The 16,109-nt window shown below is 58.6% G+C and carries 14 protein-coding genes; all 14 read left to right on the top strand.

Annotated elements, in window-relative coordinates:
• The first annotated feature begins 449 nt into the window (after positions 1-449).
• From mraZ to ftsA, 14 genes are read left to right on the top strand one after another with little or no spacing between them, the layout of a single operon-like run.
• Positions 450-908, top strand: coding sequence for a division/cell wall cluster transcriptional repressor MraZ (mraZ, locus tag EDF75_RS20095; RefSeq protein WP_041144041.1), 459 nt, complete (start codon positions 450-452; stop codon positions 906-908).
• Position 909: 1 nt separating this feature from the next.
• Entirely contained in the window at positions 910-1,851 is a 942-nt protein-coding gene (gene rsmH, locus EDF75_RS20090) for a 16S rRNA (cytosine(1402)-N(4))-methyltransferase RsmH (RefSeq protein WP_133600660.1), read from the top strand.
• Positions 1,848-2,213, top strand: a complete 366-nt coding sequence (gene ftsL, locus EDF75_RS20085) for a cell division protein FtsL (RefSeq protein WP_002888550.1) — start codon at positions 1,848-1,850, stop codon at positions 2,211-2,213. The genes rsmH and ftsL overlap by 4 nt, the downstream gene beginning before the upstream one ends.
• A gap of 15 nt (positions 2,214-2,228) precedes the next feature.
• A complete protein-coding gene (locus tag EDF75_RS20080; RefSeq protein ID WP_041144043.1) occupies positions 2,229-3,995 on the top strand; it encodes a peptidoglycan glycosyltransferase FtsI in 1,767 nt (588 codons plus the stop codon).
• Positions 3,982-5,469, top strand: coding sequence for a UDP-N-acetylmuramoyl-L-alanyl-D-glutamate--2,6-diaminopimelate ligase (gene murE, locus EDF75_RS20075; RefSeq protein ID WP_133600659.1), 1,488 nt, complete (start codon positions 3,982-3,984; stop codon positions 5,467-5,469). The genes EDF75_RS20080 and murE overlap by 14 nt, the downstream gene beginning before the upstream one ends.
• Positions 5,466-6,824, top strand: a complete 1,359-nt coding sequence (gene murF / locus EDF75_RS20070) for a UDP-N-acetylmuramoyl-tripeptide--D-alanyl-D-alanine ligase (protein ID WP_133600658.1) — start codon at positions 5,466-5,468, stop codon at positions 6,822-6,824. Before murE ends, murF begins: the two co-directional genes overlap by 4 nt.
• Positions 6,818-7,900 (top strand): phospho-N-acetylmuramoyl-pentapeptide-transferase, encoded by a 1,083-nt coding sequence (gene mraY, locus EDF75_RS20065; protein WP_041144046.1) that lies wholly within the window; start codon positions 6,818-6,820, stop codon positions 7,898-7,900. The genes murF and mraY overlap by 7 nt, the downstream gene beginning before the upstream one ends.
• Before the next feature lie 2 nt (positions 7,901-7,902).
• Positions 7,903-9,219 (top strand): UDP-N-acetylmuramoyl-L-alanine--D-glutamate ligase, encoded by a 1,317-nt coding sequence (gene murD, locus EDF75_RS20060; protein WP_133600657.1) that lies wholly within the window; start codon positions 7,903-7,905, stop codon positions 9,217-9,219.
• Positions 9,219-10,478, top strand: coding sequence for a cell division protein FtsW (gene ftsW, locus EDF75_RS20055; protein WP_133600656.1), 1,260 nt, complete (start codon positions 9,219-9,221; stop codon positions 10,476-10,478). The genes murD and ftsW overlap by 1 nt, the downstream gene beginning before the upstream one ends.
• Positions 10,475-11,545, top strand: coding sequence for an undecaprenyldiphospho-muramoylpentapeptide beta-N-acetylglucosaminyltransferase (gene murG / locus EDF75_RS20050; RefSeq protein WP_041144049.1), 1,071 nt, complete (start codon positions 10,475-10,477; stop codon positions 11,543-11,545). The genes ftsW and murG overlap by 4 nt, the downstream gene beginning before the upstream one ends.
• A 47-nt stretch (positions 11,546-11,592) precedes the next feature.
• On the top strand, positions 11,593-13,068 hold the full coding sequence (murC, locus tag EDF75_RS20045; RefSeq protein WP_123710108.1) for a UDP-N-acetylmuramate--L-alanine ligase: 1,476 nt from the start codon (positions 11,593-11,595) through the stop codon (positions 13,066-13,068).
• Positions 13,061-13,981, top strand: a complete 921-nt coding sequence (locus EDF75_RS20040) for a D-alanine--D-alanine ligase (protein ID WP_133600655.1) — start codon at positions 13,061-13,063, stop codon at positions 13,979-13,981. The genes murC and EDF75_RS20040 overlap by 8 nt, the downstream gene beginning before the upstream one ends.
• Before the next feature lies 1 nt (position 13,982).
• A complete protein-coding gene (gene ftsQ, locus EDF75_RS20035) occupies positions 13,983-14,819 on the top strand; it encodes a cell division protein FtsQ (RefSeq protein ID WP_041144052.1) in 837 nt (278 codons plus the stop codon).
• Complete coding sequence (ftsA, locus tag EDF75_RS20030; protein ID WP_004857881.1) at positions 14,816-16,078, top strand: cell division protein FtsA; 1,263 nt, start codon at positions 14,816-14,818, stop codon at positions 16,076-16,078. The genes ftsQ and ftsA overlap by 4 nt, the downstream gene beginning before the upstream one ends.
• The last annotated feature ends 31 nt before the right edge of the window (positions 16,079-16,109 follow it).

The raw sequence follows: 16,109 nt of genomic DNA, 5'->3' as shown, positions 1-16,109 counted from the left end.
AAAAGATCTCCCGGCCGATATTTGTATTATTTTGTTACATTCACTAAGTTAATCGCTGAATTAACACTCATTTTATCGCAGACAATACCCCCAATCTTCTCTACCCCGCGACAAGAGAGCCTCTCCGCAGACATCAGGCACTGTTAACGGGCATCAGAATCGCCTAAAATGCCGCTCGCGTCGCAAACTGACACTTTATATTTTCCCGCCGAAGATATTTTGTTGCTTTTAACTGTTACGAATTTGTTGGTTGTTTTCTTACACGTATTCATGACGTTAATTTGCCTCGTTTGTTGGTGATTTTATCATCAGGCCTAATATCGGCGGCAAATAATGGGTTTTTAAGCTTCGTTGGTATTCGTGCTGGCTTGACAAGCTTTTCCTCCGCTCCGTAAACTCCTTCTGGTGGGAATTTGTGGGTTAAAGTGGCGAAAAGGGGTGAGGCTGGCATGTTCCGTGGGGCAACGTTAGTCAATCTCGACAGCAAAGGCCGTCTGGCCGTACCGACGCGTTACCGCGACGGGCTGATTGAGAGCGCTTCCGGTCAATTGGTTTGCACCATTGACATTCATCACCCGTGCCTGCTGCTTTACCCCTTGCCTGAATGGGAAATCATCGAGCAAAAATTGTCGCGTTTGTCGAGCATGAATCCCGCTGAGCGGCGCGTACAGCGTCTGCTTCTGGGACATGCCAGCGAATGTCAGATGGATAATGCCGGGCGGCTATTGATCGCTCCGGTGTTACGGCAGCATGCCGGGCTGACAAAAGAAGTGATGCTGGTCGGGCAGTTCAATAAGTTTGAGCTGTGGGATGAAACGACCTGGTATCAACGGGTCAAGGAAGATATCGACGCTGAGCAGTCCGCAACCGGGGAACTGCCGGAGCGACTGCAGGATTTGTCTTTATAAAATGATGGAAAATTTTAAACATACTTCGGTACTTCTGGATGAAGCCGTTAACGGCCTGAATATTCGCCCGGATGGTATCTACATTGATGGCACTTTTGGTCGCGGTGGTCACTCGCGCCTGATCCTCTCCCAGCTGGGAGCGGAAGGTCGTCTGCTGGCAATCGATCGCGATCCGCAGGCAATCGCCGTGGCGAAGACCATTGATGACCCCCGTTTTTCCATCGTACACGGACCTTTTTCTGCGCTTGCAGATTATGTTAGTGAGCGCGAACTGACGGGCAAGATCGACGGGATTCTTCTCGATCTTGGCGTCTCGTCGCCGCAGCTGGATGACGCGGAGCGCGGCTTCTCGTTTATGCGCGACGGCCCGCTGGATATGCGCATGGATCCGACGCGCGGCCAGTCGGCCGCCGAATGGCTGCAGACGGCCGAAGAGGCCGATATCGCCTGGGTGATTAAGACCTTTGGCGAAGAGCGCTTCGGTAAGCGCATCGCGCGCGCCATCGTCGAGCGCAACCGCATTGAGCCGATGACCCGCACCAAAGAGCTGGCGGAAGTGGTGACGGCGGCAACGCCGGTGAAGGATAAGTTCAAACATCCCGCGACCCGTACCTTCCAGGCGGTGCGCATTTGGGTGAACAGTGAACTGGAGGAGATAGAGCAGGCGCTAAAAAGCTCGCTCAGCGTGCTGGCCCCGGGCGGGCGGCTTTCGATCATCAGTTTCCACTCGCTGGAAGACCGTATTGTGAAGCGCTTTATGCGCGAGCAAAGCCGCGGTCCGCAGGTTCCGGCAGGGCTACCGATGACCGAAGAGCAGCTGCGTAAACTGGGCGGCCGTGAGCTGCGAGCATTAGGCAAGTTGATGCCGGGCGAAGAAGAGGTAGCTGAAAATCCTCGTGCCCGTAGTTCAGTTCTGCGCATTGCAGAGAGGACGAACGCATGATCGGCAGAGTGACAGAAGCCCTAAGCAAGGTTAAAGGGTCGATAGGAAGCAACGAGCGCCATGCCTTGCCTGGCGTGATCGGAGACGACCTTCTGCGGTTTGGGAAGCTGCCACTCTGTCTGTTCATTTGCATCATCATTACGGCGATTACGGTGGTAACGACGGCGCACCATACCCGCTTGTTAACCGCCCAGCGCGAGCAGTTAGTTCTGGAACGTGACGCGCTGGATATTGAATGGCGCAACCTGATCCTCGAAGAGAACGCCCTGGGCGATCACAGTCGGGTTGAGCGGATCGCGACCGAGAAGTTGCAGATGCAACACGTCGATCCATCACAAGAAAATATCGTTGTACAAAAATAAGGATTATTGCGACGCATGAAAGCAGCGCCGAAAACGCCAAGACCAAAACGTCAGGAAGAACAGGCCAACTTTATCAGTTGGCGTTTTGCGTTGCTGTGCGGCTGTATTCTGCTGGCTCTGACTTTCCTGCTGGGCCGCGTGGCGTGGCTGCAGGTTATCAGTCCGGACATGCTGGTGCGTCAGGGCGATATGCGCTCCCTGCGCGTGCAGGAAGTGTCGACCGCGCGCGGGATGATTACCGACCGCTCGGGCCGCCCGCTGGCGGTGAGCGTGCCGGTGAAGGCGATCTGGGCCGATCCGAAAGAGCTGCACGATGCCGGCGGCGTCACCCTCGACAACCGCTGGAAAGCGCTGGCGGATGCGCTGAATATGCCGCTGGATCAGCTGGCGTCGCGCATCAATACCAACCCGAGAATGCGCTTTATCTATCTGGCTCGTCAGGTCAATCCTGATATGGCCGACTACATCAGAAAGCTCAAGCTGCCGGGGATCCACCTGCGCGAAGAGTCGCGCCGCTACTACCCGTCAGGCGAAGTCACCTCTCACCTTATCGGTTTTACCAACGTCGATAGCCAGGGCATTGAGGGCGTTGAGAAGAGCTTTGACAAATGGCTTACCGGCCAGCCGGGCGAGCGTATCGTGCGTAAAGACCGCTATGGCCGCGTCATCGAGGATATCTCTTCCACCGACAGCCAGGCCGCGCATAACCTCGCGCTGAGCATCGACGAGCGCCTGCAGGCGCTGGTTTATCGCGAACTGAACAACGCGGTGGCGTTTAACAAGGCGGAGTCGGGAAGCGCGGTGCTGGTTGACGTCAGCACCGGCGAAGTGCTGGCGATGGCCAACAGCCCGTCCTACAACCCGAATAATTTCTCCGGCACGGCAAAAGACATCATGCGTAACCGCGCCATCACCGACGTCTTCGAGCCGGGTTCCACGGTGAAGCCGATGGTGGTGATGACGGCGCTCCAGCGCGGGATCGTCAACGAAAACACCGTGCTGAATACCATTCCTTACCGTATTAACGGCCACGAAATCAAAGACGTGGCGCGCTATAGCGAATTGACCCTGACCGGGGTACTACAGAAGTCGAGTAACGTCGGTGTTTCCAAGCTGGCGTTAGCGATGCCGTCCTCAGCGTTAGTAGATACTTACTCACGTTTTGGGCTCGGAAAAGCGACCAATTTGGGGTTGGTCGGAGAACGCAGTGGCTTATACCCTCAAAAACAACGGTGGTCTGACATAGAGAGGGCCACCTTTTCTTTCGGCTATGGGCTAATGGTAACCCCGTTACAGTTAGCGCGAGTCTACGCAACGATCGGCAGCTACGGCGTGTATCGCCCGCTGTCGATTACTAAAGTTGATCCACCGGTTCCGGGCGAGCGAGTCTTCCCGGAACCTCTCGTTCGTACCGTTGTGCACATGATGGAAAGCGTGGCGCTGCCGGGCGGCGGCGGCGTGAAGGCGGCGATTAAGGGCTATCGCATCGCGATCAAAACCGGTACGGCGAAAAAAGTGGGGCCAGACGGTCGCTACATCAACAAATATATTGCTTACACCGCAGGCGTTGCGCCCGCCAGCCACCCGCGTTTCGCGCTGGTGGTGGTGATCAACGACCCGCAGGCGGGTAAATACTACGGCGGCGCCGTTTCCGCGCCGGTCTTCGGTGCCATCATGGGCGGCGTTCTGCGCACCATGAACATCGAACCGGATGCGCTGGCAACGGGCGAAAAAAGTGAATTTGTGATTAATCAAGGCGAGGGAACAGGTGGCAGATCGTAATTTGCGCGACCTTCTCGCTCCGTGGGTGCCAAATGCGCCGGAGCGAATTCTGCGAGAGATGACGCTGGACAGCCGGGTGGCTGCTTCCGGGGATCTCTTTATCGCGGTATTAGGTCATCAGGCGGACGGGCGTCGTTATATCCCGCAGGCGATAGCGCAAGGTGTTGCTGCCATTATAGCTGAGGCCAAAGATGAGGCTGGCGACGGTGAAATCCGTGAAATGCACGGCGTGCCGGTCATTTATCTTAGCCAGCTCAACGAGCGCCTGTCGGCGCTGGCCGGGCGTTTTTACCATCAGCCTTCGCAGCAGCTGCGCCTGATCGGCGTAACCGGGACCAACGGCAAAACCACCACCACTCAGCTACTGGCGCAGTGGGGCCAGCTGCTCGGCGAAACCAGTGCGGTCATGGGTACGGTAGGTAACGGCCTGCTGGACAAGGTTATCCCGACGGAAAATACCACCGGCTCTGCGGTAGACGTTCAGCACGTGCTGTCCGGGCTGGCAGGGCAGGGCGCGACCCTGGCGGCGATGGAGGTTTCTTCCCACGGCCTGGTTCAGCACCGCGTAGCCGCGCTGCAGTTTGCCGCCTCGGTGTTTACCAACCTGAGCCGCGATCACCTGGACTATCACGGTGATATGGCGCACTACGAAGCGGCGAAATGGCTGCTCTATTCCACCCACCACTGCGGTCAGGCGATCGTCAACGCCGATGATGAAGTGGGCCGTCGCTGGCTGGCGAAGCTGCCGGATGCGGTTGCGGTATCGATGGAAGACCATATCAATCCGAACTGCCACGGCCGCTGGCTGAAGGCAACCGCGGTGAGCTATCACGACAGCGGGGCGACCGTTCAGTTTGATTCCAGCTGGGGCAAGGGCGAAGTCGAAAGTCGCCTGATGGGCGCCTTTAACGTCAGCAACCTGCTGCTGGCGCTGGCTACCCTGCTGGCGCTGGGCTATCCGCTGGCCGAGCTGCTGAAAACGGCTTCTCGTCTGCAGCCGGTTTGCGGGCGTATGGAAGTGTTTAGCGCGCCGGGCAAAGCGACCGTGGTGGTGGATTACGCTCATACGCCTGATGCGCTTGAAAAAGCGCTGCAGGCCGCGCGTCTGCACTGCAACGGTAAGCTGTGGTGCGTATTTGGCTGCGGCGGCGATCGCGATAAGGGCAAACGTCCGCTGATGGGCGCTATCGCCGAAGAGTTCGCCGATATTGCCGTTGTCACCGACGATAACCCGCGTACCGAAGATCCTCGCGCCATTATCAACGATATCCTGGCCGGCATGCTTGATGCCGGGCACGCGAAGGTGATGGAAGGTCGGGCGGAAGCCGTGACCAATGCCGTTATGCTGGCGAAAGAGGGGGACGTGGTGCTGGTCGCCGGTAAGGGCCACGAGGATTACCAGATTGTTGGCAATCGCCGCCTGGACTACTCCGATCGCGTGACCGTCGCGCGTTTACTGGGGACGGTAGCATGATTCGCTTTACGCTTTCTCAGCTTGCCGACATCGCCAGCGGCGAACTGCAGGGTAGCGATCTGGCCATCGATGAGGTCACATCGGATACCCGCAAAATAACGGCGGGCTGCCTGTTTGTAGCCCTCAAAGGCGAGCGCTTCGACGCCCACGACTTTGCCGCGCAGGCAAAACAGGCCGGCGCCGGCGCGCTGCTGGTCAGCCGCAGGCTGGAGTGCGATTTACCCCAGGTGGTGGTGAAAGATACCCGGCAGGCTTTCGGCGAGCTGGCCGCGTGGGTTCGCCAGCAGGTACCGACCCGCGTGGTCGCGCTGACCGGCTCCTCCGGGAAAACCTCGGTGAAAGAGATGACCGCGGCGATCCTCGGGCAGTGCGGCACCACGCTGTATACCGCCGGCAACCTGAATAACGATATTGGCGTCCCGATGACGCTGCTGCGCCTGACTCACGAGCACCGGTATGCGGTGATTGAGCTGGGCGCCAACCACCAGGGTGAAATTGCCTGGACCGTGAGTTTGACGCGTCCGGAAGCCGCGCTGGTGAATAACCTGGCCGCCGCGCACCTTGAGGGCTTCGGCTCGCTGGCGGGCGTGGCGAAGGCGAAAGGCGAAATCTTTACCGGCCTGCCGGCAAACGGCATCGCCATTCTCAACGCCGACAATAACGACTGGCTGAACTGGCAGAGCGTCATTGGCGATCGTAAGGTTTGGCGCTTCTCGCCCAACGCCGCCAACAGCGACTTTACGGCGACCAATATTCATGTCACCAGCCACGGTACGGAATTTACCCTGCAAACCCCAACGGGGAGCGTGGACGTTCTGCTGCCGCTGCCGGGCCGCCACAATATCGCCAACGCGCTGGCAGCAGCCTCGCTGGCAATGGCGGTCGGCGCTGATTTAGCCGCGGTGAAGGCCGGACTGGCTCAGCTTACCGCGGTGCCGGGGCGCCTGTTCCCGATCCGGCTTACGGAAAATCAGCTGCTGCTTGATGATTCCTATAACGCCAACGTCGGCTCGATGACCGCCGCGGTGCAGGTACTGTCCGAAATGCCGGGCTACCGGGTGCTGGTGGTTGGCGATATGGCCGAGCTCGGCGCGGAAAGCGCCGCCTGCCATCGCCAGGTTGGCGAAGCGGCGAAGGCGGCAGGGCTCGATCGCGTACTGAGCGTCGGCGCGCTGAGCGCTGATATCAGCTCCGCCAGCGGCGTGGGTGAGCACTTTAGCGAGAAATCCGCGCTGGTGGCTCGTCTGCGCGAGCTTATCGCAGAGCATAAAATTCTGACCGTTTTAGTGAAGGGTTCACGTAGTGCCGCCATGGAAGAGGTAGTACGCGCATTACAGGAGAATGGAACATGTTAGTATGGCTGGCCGAACATTTGGTCAAATATTATTCAGGCTTTAACGTCTTTTCCTACCTGACGTTTCGCGCCATCGTCAGCCTGCTGACCGCGCTGTTCATCTCTTTGTGGATGGGCCCGCGTATGATCGCTCGTCTGCAAAAACTCGCTTTCGGCCAGGTTGTGCGCAACGACGGTCCGGAATCTCACTTCAGCAAACGCGGTACGCCGACCATGGGCGGGATCATGATCCTCACCGCGATTGTGGTATCGGTCCTGCTGTGGGCTTATCCCTCTAACCCGTACGTCTGGTGCGTTCTGACGGTGCTGATAGGCTACGGCATCATTGGCTTCGTTGATGACTATCGCAAAGTGGTGCGCAAAGACACCAAGGGCCTGATTGCCCGCTGGAAATACTTCTGGATGTCGGTGATTGCGCTGGGCGTTGCCTTTGCGCTCTATATGGCCGGGAAAGACACGCCGGCTACTCAGCTGGTGGTGCCGTTCTTCAAGGACATCATGCCGCAGCTGGGGCTGCTGTACATTCTGCTGGCCTACTTCGTGATTGTCGGTACCGGCAACGCGGTTAACCTCACCGATGGTCTCGACGGCCTGGCGATTATGCCAACCGTGTTTGTGGCCGCCGGTTTCGCGCTGGTGGCGTGGGCGTCGGGCAACATGAACTTCGCCAACTACCTGCATATTCCCTATCTGCGTCACGCCGGCGAGCTGGTTATCGTCTGTACGGCGATCGTCGGTGCGGGCCTTGGCTTCCTGTGGTTTAACACCTATCCGGCTCAGGTCTTTATGGGCGACGTGGGTTCACTGGCCCTCGGCGGCGCGCTGGGCATCATTGCCGTGCTGCTGCGTCAGGAATTCCTGCTGGTTATTATGGGTGGCGTTTTTGTTGTTGAGACCCTGTCGGTCATTCTGCAGGTCGGCTCCTTCAAGCTGCGCGGTCAGCGCATCTTCCGAATGGCGCCGATTCATCACCACTATGAACTGAAAGGCTGGCCGGAACCGCGCGTGATCGTGCGCTTCTGGATTATTTCGCTGATGCTGGTGCTGATTGGCCTGGCGACGCTGAAGGTACGTTAATCATGGCAGATTATCAGGGTAAGAAAGTCGTCATTATTGGGCTGGGTATGACCGGCCTGTCTTGCGTGGACTTTTTCATGGCCCGCGGCGTGACGCCGCGCGTCATGGATACTCGCGCTGCGCCTTCCGGCCTGGATAAGCTGCCGGAAGAAGTGGAGCGCTACGTTGGCGGCCTGAACGAGGATTGGCTGCTGGCGGCCGATCTGATCGTGGCAAGCCCGGGTATCGCCCTGGCGCATCCCTCTCTGAGTGCGGCGATGGACGCCGGCGTGGAAATCGTTGGCGACATCGAGCTGTTCTGCCGCGAGGCGCAGGCGCCGATTGTGGCGATTACCGGTTCAAACGGTAAAAGCACCGTCACCACCCTGGTGGGTGAAATGGCGAAAGCGGCCGGCGTAAACGTCGGCGTCGGCGGCAATATTGGCCTGCCGGCCCTGATGCTGCTGGATGCTGAACGCGAGCTGTACGTTCTCGAACTTTCCAGCTTCCAGCTGGAAACCACCTCCAGCCTGCGGGCGGTTGCCGCGACGATCCTCAACGTGACCGAAGATCATATGGACCGCTACCCGCTCGGCCTGCAGCAGTATCGGGCGGCCAAGCTGCGCGTCTATGAAAATGCGAAGAGCTGCATTGTGAATGCCGATGACGGATTGACGATGCCGGTGCGCGGGGCCGATGACCGCTGCATTAGCTTTGGCGTTGACGTCGGCGACTACCACCTTAACCGCCAGCAGGGAGAAACCTGGCTGAGGGTGAAGGGTGAGAAAGTGCTGAACGTCAAAGAGATGCCGATAACCGGCCAGCATAACTACAGCAACGCCCTGGCGGCGCTGGCGCTGGCGGATGCCGCGGGTCTGCCGCGAGCCAGCAGCCTCAAGGCGTTGACCACCTTTACCGGCCTGGCGCACCGTTTCCAGCTGGCGCTGGACCATAACGGCGTGCGCTGGATAAACGATTCCAAAGCCACCAACGTTGGCAGCACCGAAGCGGCGCTGAACGGCCTGCATCTGGAGGGCACGCTGTATCTGCTGCTCGGCGGTGACGGCAAATCCGCTGATTTCGCGCCGCTGAAGCGCTACCTGGCCGGGGATAATATCCGCCTGTACTGCTTCGGTCGCGACGGCGAGCAGCTGGCGGCGCTGCGCCCTGAGGCGGCGACGCAGACGGAAACCATGGAGCAGGCGATGCGTCAGATTGCGCCGCTGCTGAAGCCGGGCGATATGGTGCTGCTGTCACCGGCCTGCGCCAGCCTCGATCAGTTTAAAAGCTTTGAACAACGGGGGGATATCTTTACCCGCCTGGCGAAGGAGTTAGGCTGATGCGTCTCTCTCTCCCGCGCCTGAGAATGCCCCGACTGACGCTGCCGCGTTTGCCGGGAATGCGTATCTTCTCCTGGCTGTTTGCCGCGCTGAAGGGCTGGGTGATGGGCTCGCGGCAGAAAGATAACGACAGCCTGGTGATGTATGACCGGATGCTGCTGTGGCTGACGTTTGGCCTGGCGGCGGTCGGTTTCATCATGGTGACCTCGGCCTCGATGCCGGTGGGCCAGCGTCTGGCAAACGATCCGTTTTTGTTTGCCAAGCGCGACGGACTCTACATTCTGCTGGCGCTGGGGCTTGCGCTGGTGACCCTGCGCCTGCCGATGGAATTTTGGCAGCGGCACAGTACCGCGATGCTGATCGCCTCGATAGTGATGCTGCTGATCGTGCTGGTGGTCGGGAGCTCGGTAAACGGGGCATCGCGCTGGATTGCGCTGGGCCCGCTGCGCATTCAGCCCGCGGAGTTTACCAAGCTGTCGCTGTTCTGCTACATCGCCAACTACCTGGTGCGTAAGGGCGATGAGGTGCGTAATAACCTGCGCGGCTTCCTGAAACCGATGGGCGTGATTTTCGTGCTGGCGATCCTGCTGCTGGCGCAGCCGGACCTCGGAACGGTGGTGGTGCTGTTCGTGACGACTCTGGCGATGCTGTTCCTCGCCGGCGCCAAGCTGTGGCAGTTCATTGCCATTATCGGTATGGGGATCTCGGCGGTGGTGCTGCTGATCCTCGCCGAGCCGTATCGTATTCGCCGCGTAACCTCCTTCTGGAACCCGTGGGAGGATCCGTTTGGCAGCGGCTACCAGCTGACCCAGTCGCTGATGGCCTTTGGCCGCGGCGAAATGTGGGGCCAGGGCTTAGGCAACTCGGTACAAAAACTGGAGTATTTACCGGAGGCGCACACTGACTTCATCTTCGCCATCATCGGCGAAGAACTCGGTTATATCGGTGTGGTACTGGCCCTTTTAATGGTATTCTTCGTCGCTTTTCGCGCCATGTCCATCGGCCGCAAAGCGCTGGAGATTGACCACCGTTTCTCCGGCTTTCTGGCCTGTGCGATCGGGATCTGGTTTAGCTTCCAGGCGCTGGTTAACGTCGGCGCGGCTGCGGGCATGCTGCCGACCAAGGGCCTGACGCTGCCGCTGATCAGCTACGGCGGCTCCAGCCTGCTGATTATGTCGACGGCGATCATGTTGCTGTTGCGTATTGATTATGAAACGCGTCTGGAAAAAGCCCAGGCGTTTACACGGGGTGTTCGATGAGCGGTCAGGAAAAGCGGTTAATGGTGATGGCGGGCGGTACCGGCGGGCATGTGTTCCCGGGACTGGCGGTCGCGCACCATTTAATGGACCAGGGCTGGCAGGTTCGCTGGCTGGGTACCGCCGATCGTATGGAAGCGGACTTAGTGCCGAAGCACGGTATTGAGATCGATTTTATCCGCATCTCCGGCCTGCGTGGCAAAGGCCTGAAGGCGCAGCTGCTGGCGCCGGTGCGTATTTTCAACGCCTGGCGTCAGGCGCGCGCGATTATGCAGCGTTTCAAGCCGGACGTCGTGCTGGGGATGGGCGGATACGTTTCCGGCCCCGGCGGGCTGGCGGCATGGTCGCTGGGCATTCCGGTGGTGCTGCACGAACAGAATGGTATTGCCGGCCTGACCAATAAATGGCTGGCAAAAATTGCGAAGAAAGTGATGCAGGCGTTTCCCGGCGCGTTCCCCCACGCTGACGTGGTGGGAAACCCGGTGCGCACCGATGTGCTCGCGCTGCCTCTGCCGGAGCAGCGGCTGGTTGGGCGTCAGGGGCCGACCCGCGTTTTAGTGGTTGGCGGCTCGCAGGGTGCCCGCGTACTGAACCAGACTATGCCGCTGGTGGCCGGGAAGCTGAACGGCGCGGTCACCATCTGGCACCAGAGCGGCAAAGGCGCCCAGCAGACGGTACAGCAGGCGTACGCTGATGCCGGGCAGCCGCAGCACAAGGTGACCGAATTTATTGATGACATGGCGGCAGCATATGCCTGGGCCGACGTGGTGGTATGTCGTTCCGGCGCGCTGACGGTGAGCGAAATCGCCGCCGCAGGATTACCGGCGCTGTTTGTGCCGTTTCAGCATAAGGATCGTCAGCAGTACTGGAACGCGCTGCCGCTGGAAAAAGCGGGAGCCGCGAAAATTCTCGAACAGCCCCAGTTCACGGTGGATGCCGTGGCGCAAACCCTGGCCGGCTGGGATCGTGAAACGCTGCTGGATATGGCGGAACGAGCGCGTAGAGCCTCGATTCCGGATGCTACCGAGCGGGTAGCGGAAGAAGTGAGCGCCGCAGCACTGGCGCGCTAATCGCGGTGAATCTCACCGCCCGAATAGAGAAGTTGATGGCGTAACGAATGAATACACAAGATTTGGCAAAACTGCGTTCCATAGTGCCCGAGATGCGTCGCGTCCGGCACATTCACTTTGTTGGCATTGGCGGTGCCGGTATGGGCGGTATTGCCGAAGTTCTGGCCAACGAAGGCTACCAGATTTCCGGCTCCGACCTGGCGCCGAATCCGGTTACGCAGCAGCTGGCTAAGCTTGGCGCCACTATCTATTTCAACCATCGTCCTGAAAACGTGCGCGATGCCAGCGTGGTGGTGGTTTCCAGCGCAATCTCTGCGGAAAATCCGGAGATTGTTGCCGCTCATGAAGCGCGTATTCCGGTTATCCGTCGCGCAGAGATGCTGGCGGAGCTGATGCGTTTTCGCCACGGCATCGCTATCGCCGGCACGCACGGTAAAACCACGACCACCGCGATGGTCTCGAGTATTTATGCGGAGGCCGGCCTCGATCCGACTTTCGTCAACGGTGGGCTGGTTAAGGCCGCGGGCGTGCACGCCCGTCTTGGGCACAGCCGCTATCTGATTGCGGAAGCGGATGAGAGCGACGCATCGTTCCTGCATCTGCAGCCGATGGTTGCCATTGTGACCAATATCGAAGCCGATCACATGGATACCTACCACGGTGATTTTGAAAACTTAAAGCAGACGTTCGTTAACTTCCTGCACAACCTGCCGTTCTACGGACGCGCGGTGATGTGCGTGGACGATCCGGTCATTCGTGAACTGCTGCCGCGCGTCGGCCGCCAGACGACGACCTACGGCTTTAGCGACGATGCCGACGTGCGTATTGAAGAGTATCGCCAGCTTGGCGCGCAGGGCCATTTCCGCCTGGTGCGCCAGGACAAAGAGGTTATTCAGGTCACGCTAAACGCACCGGGTCGCCATAATGCCCTGAATGCGGCGGCGGCCGTGGCGGTGGCGACGGAAGAGGGCATTGAAGACGACGCGATCCTGCGGGCGCTGGAAGCCTTCCAGGGCACCGGCCGTCGCTTTGATTTCCTCGGCGAATATCCGCTGGCTGAGGTCAACGGTAAAAGCGGCAGCGCGATGCTGATTGATGATTACGGCCATCACCCGACGGAGGTGGATGCGACCATCAAGGCGGCCCGCGCCGGCTGGCCGGATAAAAATCTGGTGATGCTGTTCCAGCCGCACCGCTTTACCCGTACGCGCGATCTGTACGACGATTTTGCCAACGTGCTGACCCAGGTCGACGCGCTGCTGATGCTGGACGTTTACTCCGCCGGCGAAGCGCCGATCCCGGGGGCGGATAGCCGCTCCCTGTGCCGCACAATTCGCGGCCGCGGCAAGGTGGACCCGATTCTGCTTTCTGACCCGGCCCAGGCGGCAGAGATGCTGGCATCGGTGCTGACCGGGAACGATCTGGTGCTGGTGCAGGGCGCGGGGAATATCGGAAAAATTGCCCGCCACCTGGCTGAAATCAAACTCATGCCGCATAAAGCGGAGGAGGAGCGCCGTGGCTGATAAGATCGCGGTTCTTTTCGGCGGGACCTCCGCCGAGCGAGAGGTGTCGCTCAACTCCGGCGCGGCGGTGCTTGCCGGGCTGCGTGAGGCGGGCGTTGATGCTCATCCTGTCGATCCCCGTGATGTCGACATTACCCAGCTAAAGCAGCTGGGTTTTCAGAAAGCGTTTATTGCTTTGCACGGCCGCGGTGGAGAAGATGGAACGTTGCAGGGGCTGCTGGAGCTGATTGAGCTGCCATATACCGGCAGCGGCGTGATGGCTTCGGCGATCTCGATGGATAAAGTGCGCAGTAAACTACTGTGGCAGGGCGCGGGCTTACCCGTTGCTCCCTGGGTGGCGCTGACCCGTTCGCAGTTCAGCGCGGGCCTTACCGCGGAGGTCGCGCAGCAGATTACGGCGCTTGGGCTGCCGCTGATTATTAAGCCGAGCCGTGAAGGTTCAAGCGTCGGCATGTCGAAAGTGAGCGAAAGCTGTGAATTACACAATGCATTGGCGCTGGCTTTTCAGCATGATGATGAAGTTCTGATTGAGAAATGGCTCAGTGGACCGGAATTCACCGTTGCTATCGTCGGTGAAGAAATTTTACCGTCAATTCGTATCCATGTGGCTGGAACCTTCTATGATTATGAAGCGAAGTATCTCTCTGATGAGACGCAATATTTCTGCCCAGGTTGTGAGGATCCTGCCCGCGAGTCAGAAATTCAGGCCCTGGTACTGAAAGCCTGGAATGTTCTCGGCTGTAGCGGCTGGGGACGGATTGACGTCATGCTGGACAGCGATGGCCAGTTTTATCTGTTGGAAGCGAATACTTCTCCTGGCATGACCAGCCATAGCCTGGTGCCGATGGCGGCGCGTCAGGCGGGGATGAGCTTCTCACAGCTTGTTGTTCGAATTTTGGACCTGGCGGGGTGATATGTCGCAGGCTGCGCTGAATACGCGGAACCACGAAGAAGAAGAGGAAATGTCTTCTTCGCGCCGAAGTAATGGAACTCGTCTGGCGGGGATTTTCTTCCTGCTGGCGGTGCTGTGTACCGTATTGGTCAGCGGGTGGATGGTTCTGGGCTGGATGGAAGACGCACAGCGTTTACCGCTGTCCAAGATGGTGGTAACCGGTGAGCGTCACTACACGCGTAATGACGATATTCGCCAGGCAATTCTGGCGCTGGGTTCTCCGGGAACCTTTATGACCCAGGATGTGAATATCATCCAAAGTCAGATTGAGCGCCTGCCGTGGATTAAACAGGCGAGCGTCAGAAAGCAGTGGCCGGACGAATTGAAGATTCATCTGGTTGAATATGTGCCGATTGCGCGTTGGAATGATCAGCATATGGTGGACGTAGAAGGTAATTCTTTCAGCGTCCCGGCGGATCGCACCAATAAACAGAATTTACCGATGCTGTATGGCCCGGAAGGCAGCGAGAACGAAGTGTTGCAAGGATATCGCGACATGGGGCAGGTGCTGGCAAAGGATAAATTCACGTTGAAAGTGGCGGCGATGACCGCGCGTCGCTCCTGGCAGCTGACGCTTAATAACGATATTAAGCTCAACCTTGGCCGCGGCGACACCATGAAACGTCTTCAGCGCTTTATGGAACTTTACCCGGTTCTTCAGCAGCAGGCGCAGACCGATGGCAAACGGATAAGCTACGTTGATTTGCGCTATGACTCGGGCGCGGCGGTAGGCTGGGTGCCTGCTCCCGCTGAGGAAACTAATCAACAACAGAATCAGGCACAGGCAGAACAACAATGATCAAGGCGACGGACAGAAAGCTGGTAGTTGGACTGGAGATTGGCACCGCGAAGGTTGCCGCTTTAGTAGGGGAAGTTCTGCCCGACGGCGTGGTTAATATCATTGGCGTGGGCAGCTGCCCATCGCGTGGTATGGATAAAGGCGGGGTTAACGACCTGGAATCCGTGGTGAAATGCGTACAGCGCGCCATTGACCAGGCCGAACTGATGGCTGATTGCCAGATTTCGTCAGTGTACCTGGCGCTTTCAGGTAAACATATTAGCTGTCAAAATGAAATTGGTATGGTGCCGATTTCAGAAGAAGAGGTGACGCTGGACGACGTTGAGAACGTGGTGCATACCGCCAAGTCGGTCCGCGTACGCGATGAGCATCGCGTGCTGCACGTCATCCCGCAGGAGTACGCCATTGACTACCAGGAGGGGATTAAAAACCCGGTTGGCCTGTCTGGCGTGCGTATGCAGGCAAAAGTACATTTGATTACCTGCCATAACGATATGGCAAAAAATATTGTTAAAGCGGTGGAGCGCTGCGGTCTGAAAGTGGATCAGCTCATTTTCGCCGGTTTAGCGGCCAGTTATTCCGTGTTGACGGAAGATGAACGTGAGCTGGGTGTCTGCGTTGTGGACATCGGCGGTGGTACAATGGATATCGCCGTGTATACCGGCGGCGCGCTGCGTCATACCAAAGTGATCCCGTACGCGGGCAACGTGGTGACCAGCGATATCGCCTACGCCTTCGGTACGCCGCCGAGCGATGCCGAAGCGATCAAGGTGCGCCACGGCTGCGCGCTGGGCTCAATCGTCGGTAAAGACGAAAACGTCGAAGTTCCGAGCGTAGGCGGACGCCCGCCGCGCAGCCTGCAGCGTCAGACGCTGGCAGAGGTTATTGAGCCGCGTTATACCGAACTGCTCAACCTGGTCAATGAAGAGATCCTGCAGCTGCAGGAGCAGCTCCGCCAGCAGGGCGTGAAGCACCATCTGGCTGCGGGGATTGTGTTAACCGGCGGCGCGGCGCAAATTGAAGGCCTTGCCGCCTGTGCGCAGCGGGTGTTTCATACGCAGGTGCGTATCGGTGCACCGCTGAACATTACCGGTTTAACGGATTATGCCCAGGAGCCGTATTATTCAACGGCGGTTGGGTTGCTGCACTACGGGAAGGAGTCTCATCTTAGTGGTGAAGCAGAAGTGGAAAAACGCGTAACTGCATCAGTTGGCTCGTGGATTAAGCGACTAAATAGCTGGCTGCGAAAAGAGTTTTAATTTTTTAAGAGAACGCAGAAAATTAGCGTTC

The sequence above is a fragment of the Klebsiella sp. BIGb0149 genome (assembly GCF_004362605.1).
Taxonomy (GTDB): domain Bacteria; phylum Pseudomonadota; class Gammaproteobacteria; order Enterobacterales; family Enterobacteriaceae; genus Klebsiella; species Klebsiella terrigena.
Note: the sequence above shows the minus strand (reverse complement) of the source record. Positions and strands in the feature narration are given on the sequence as shown.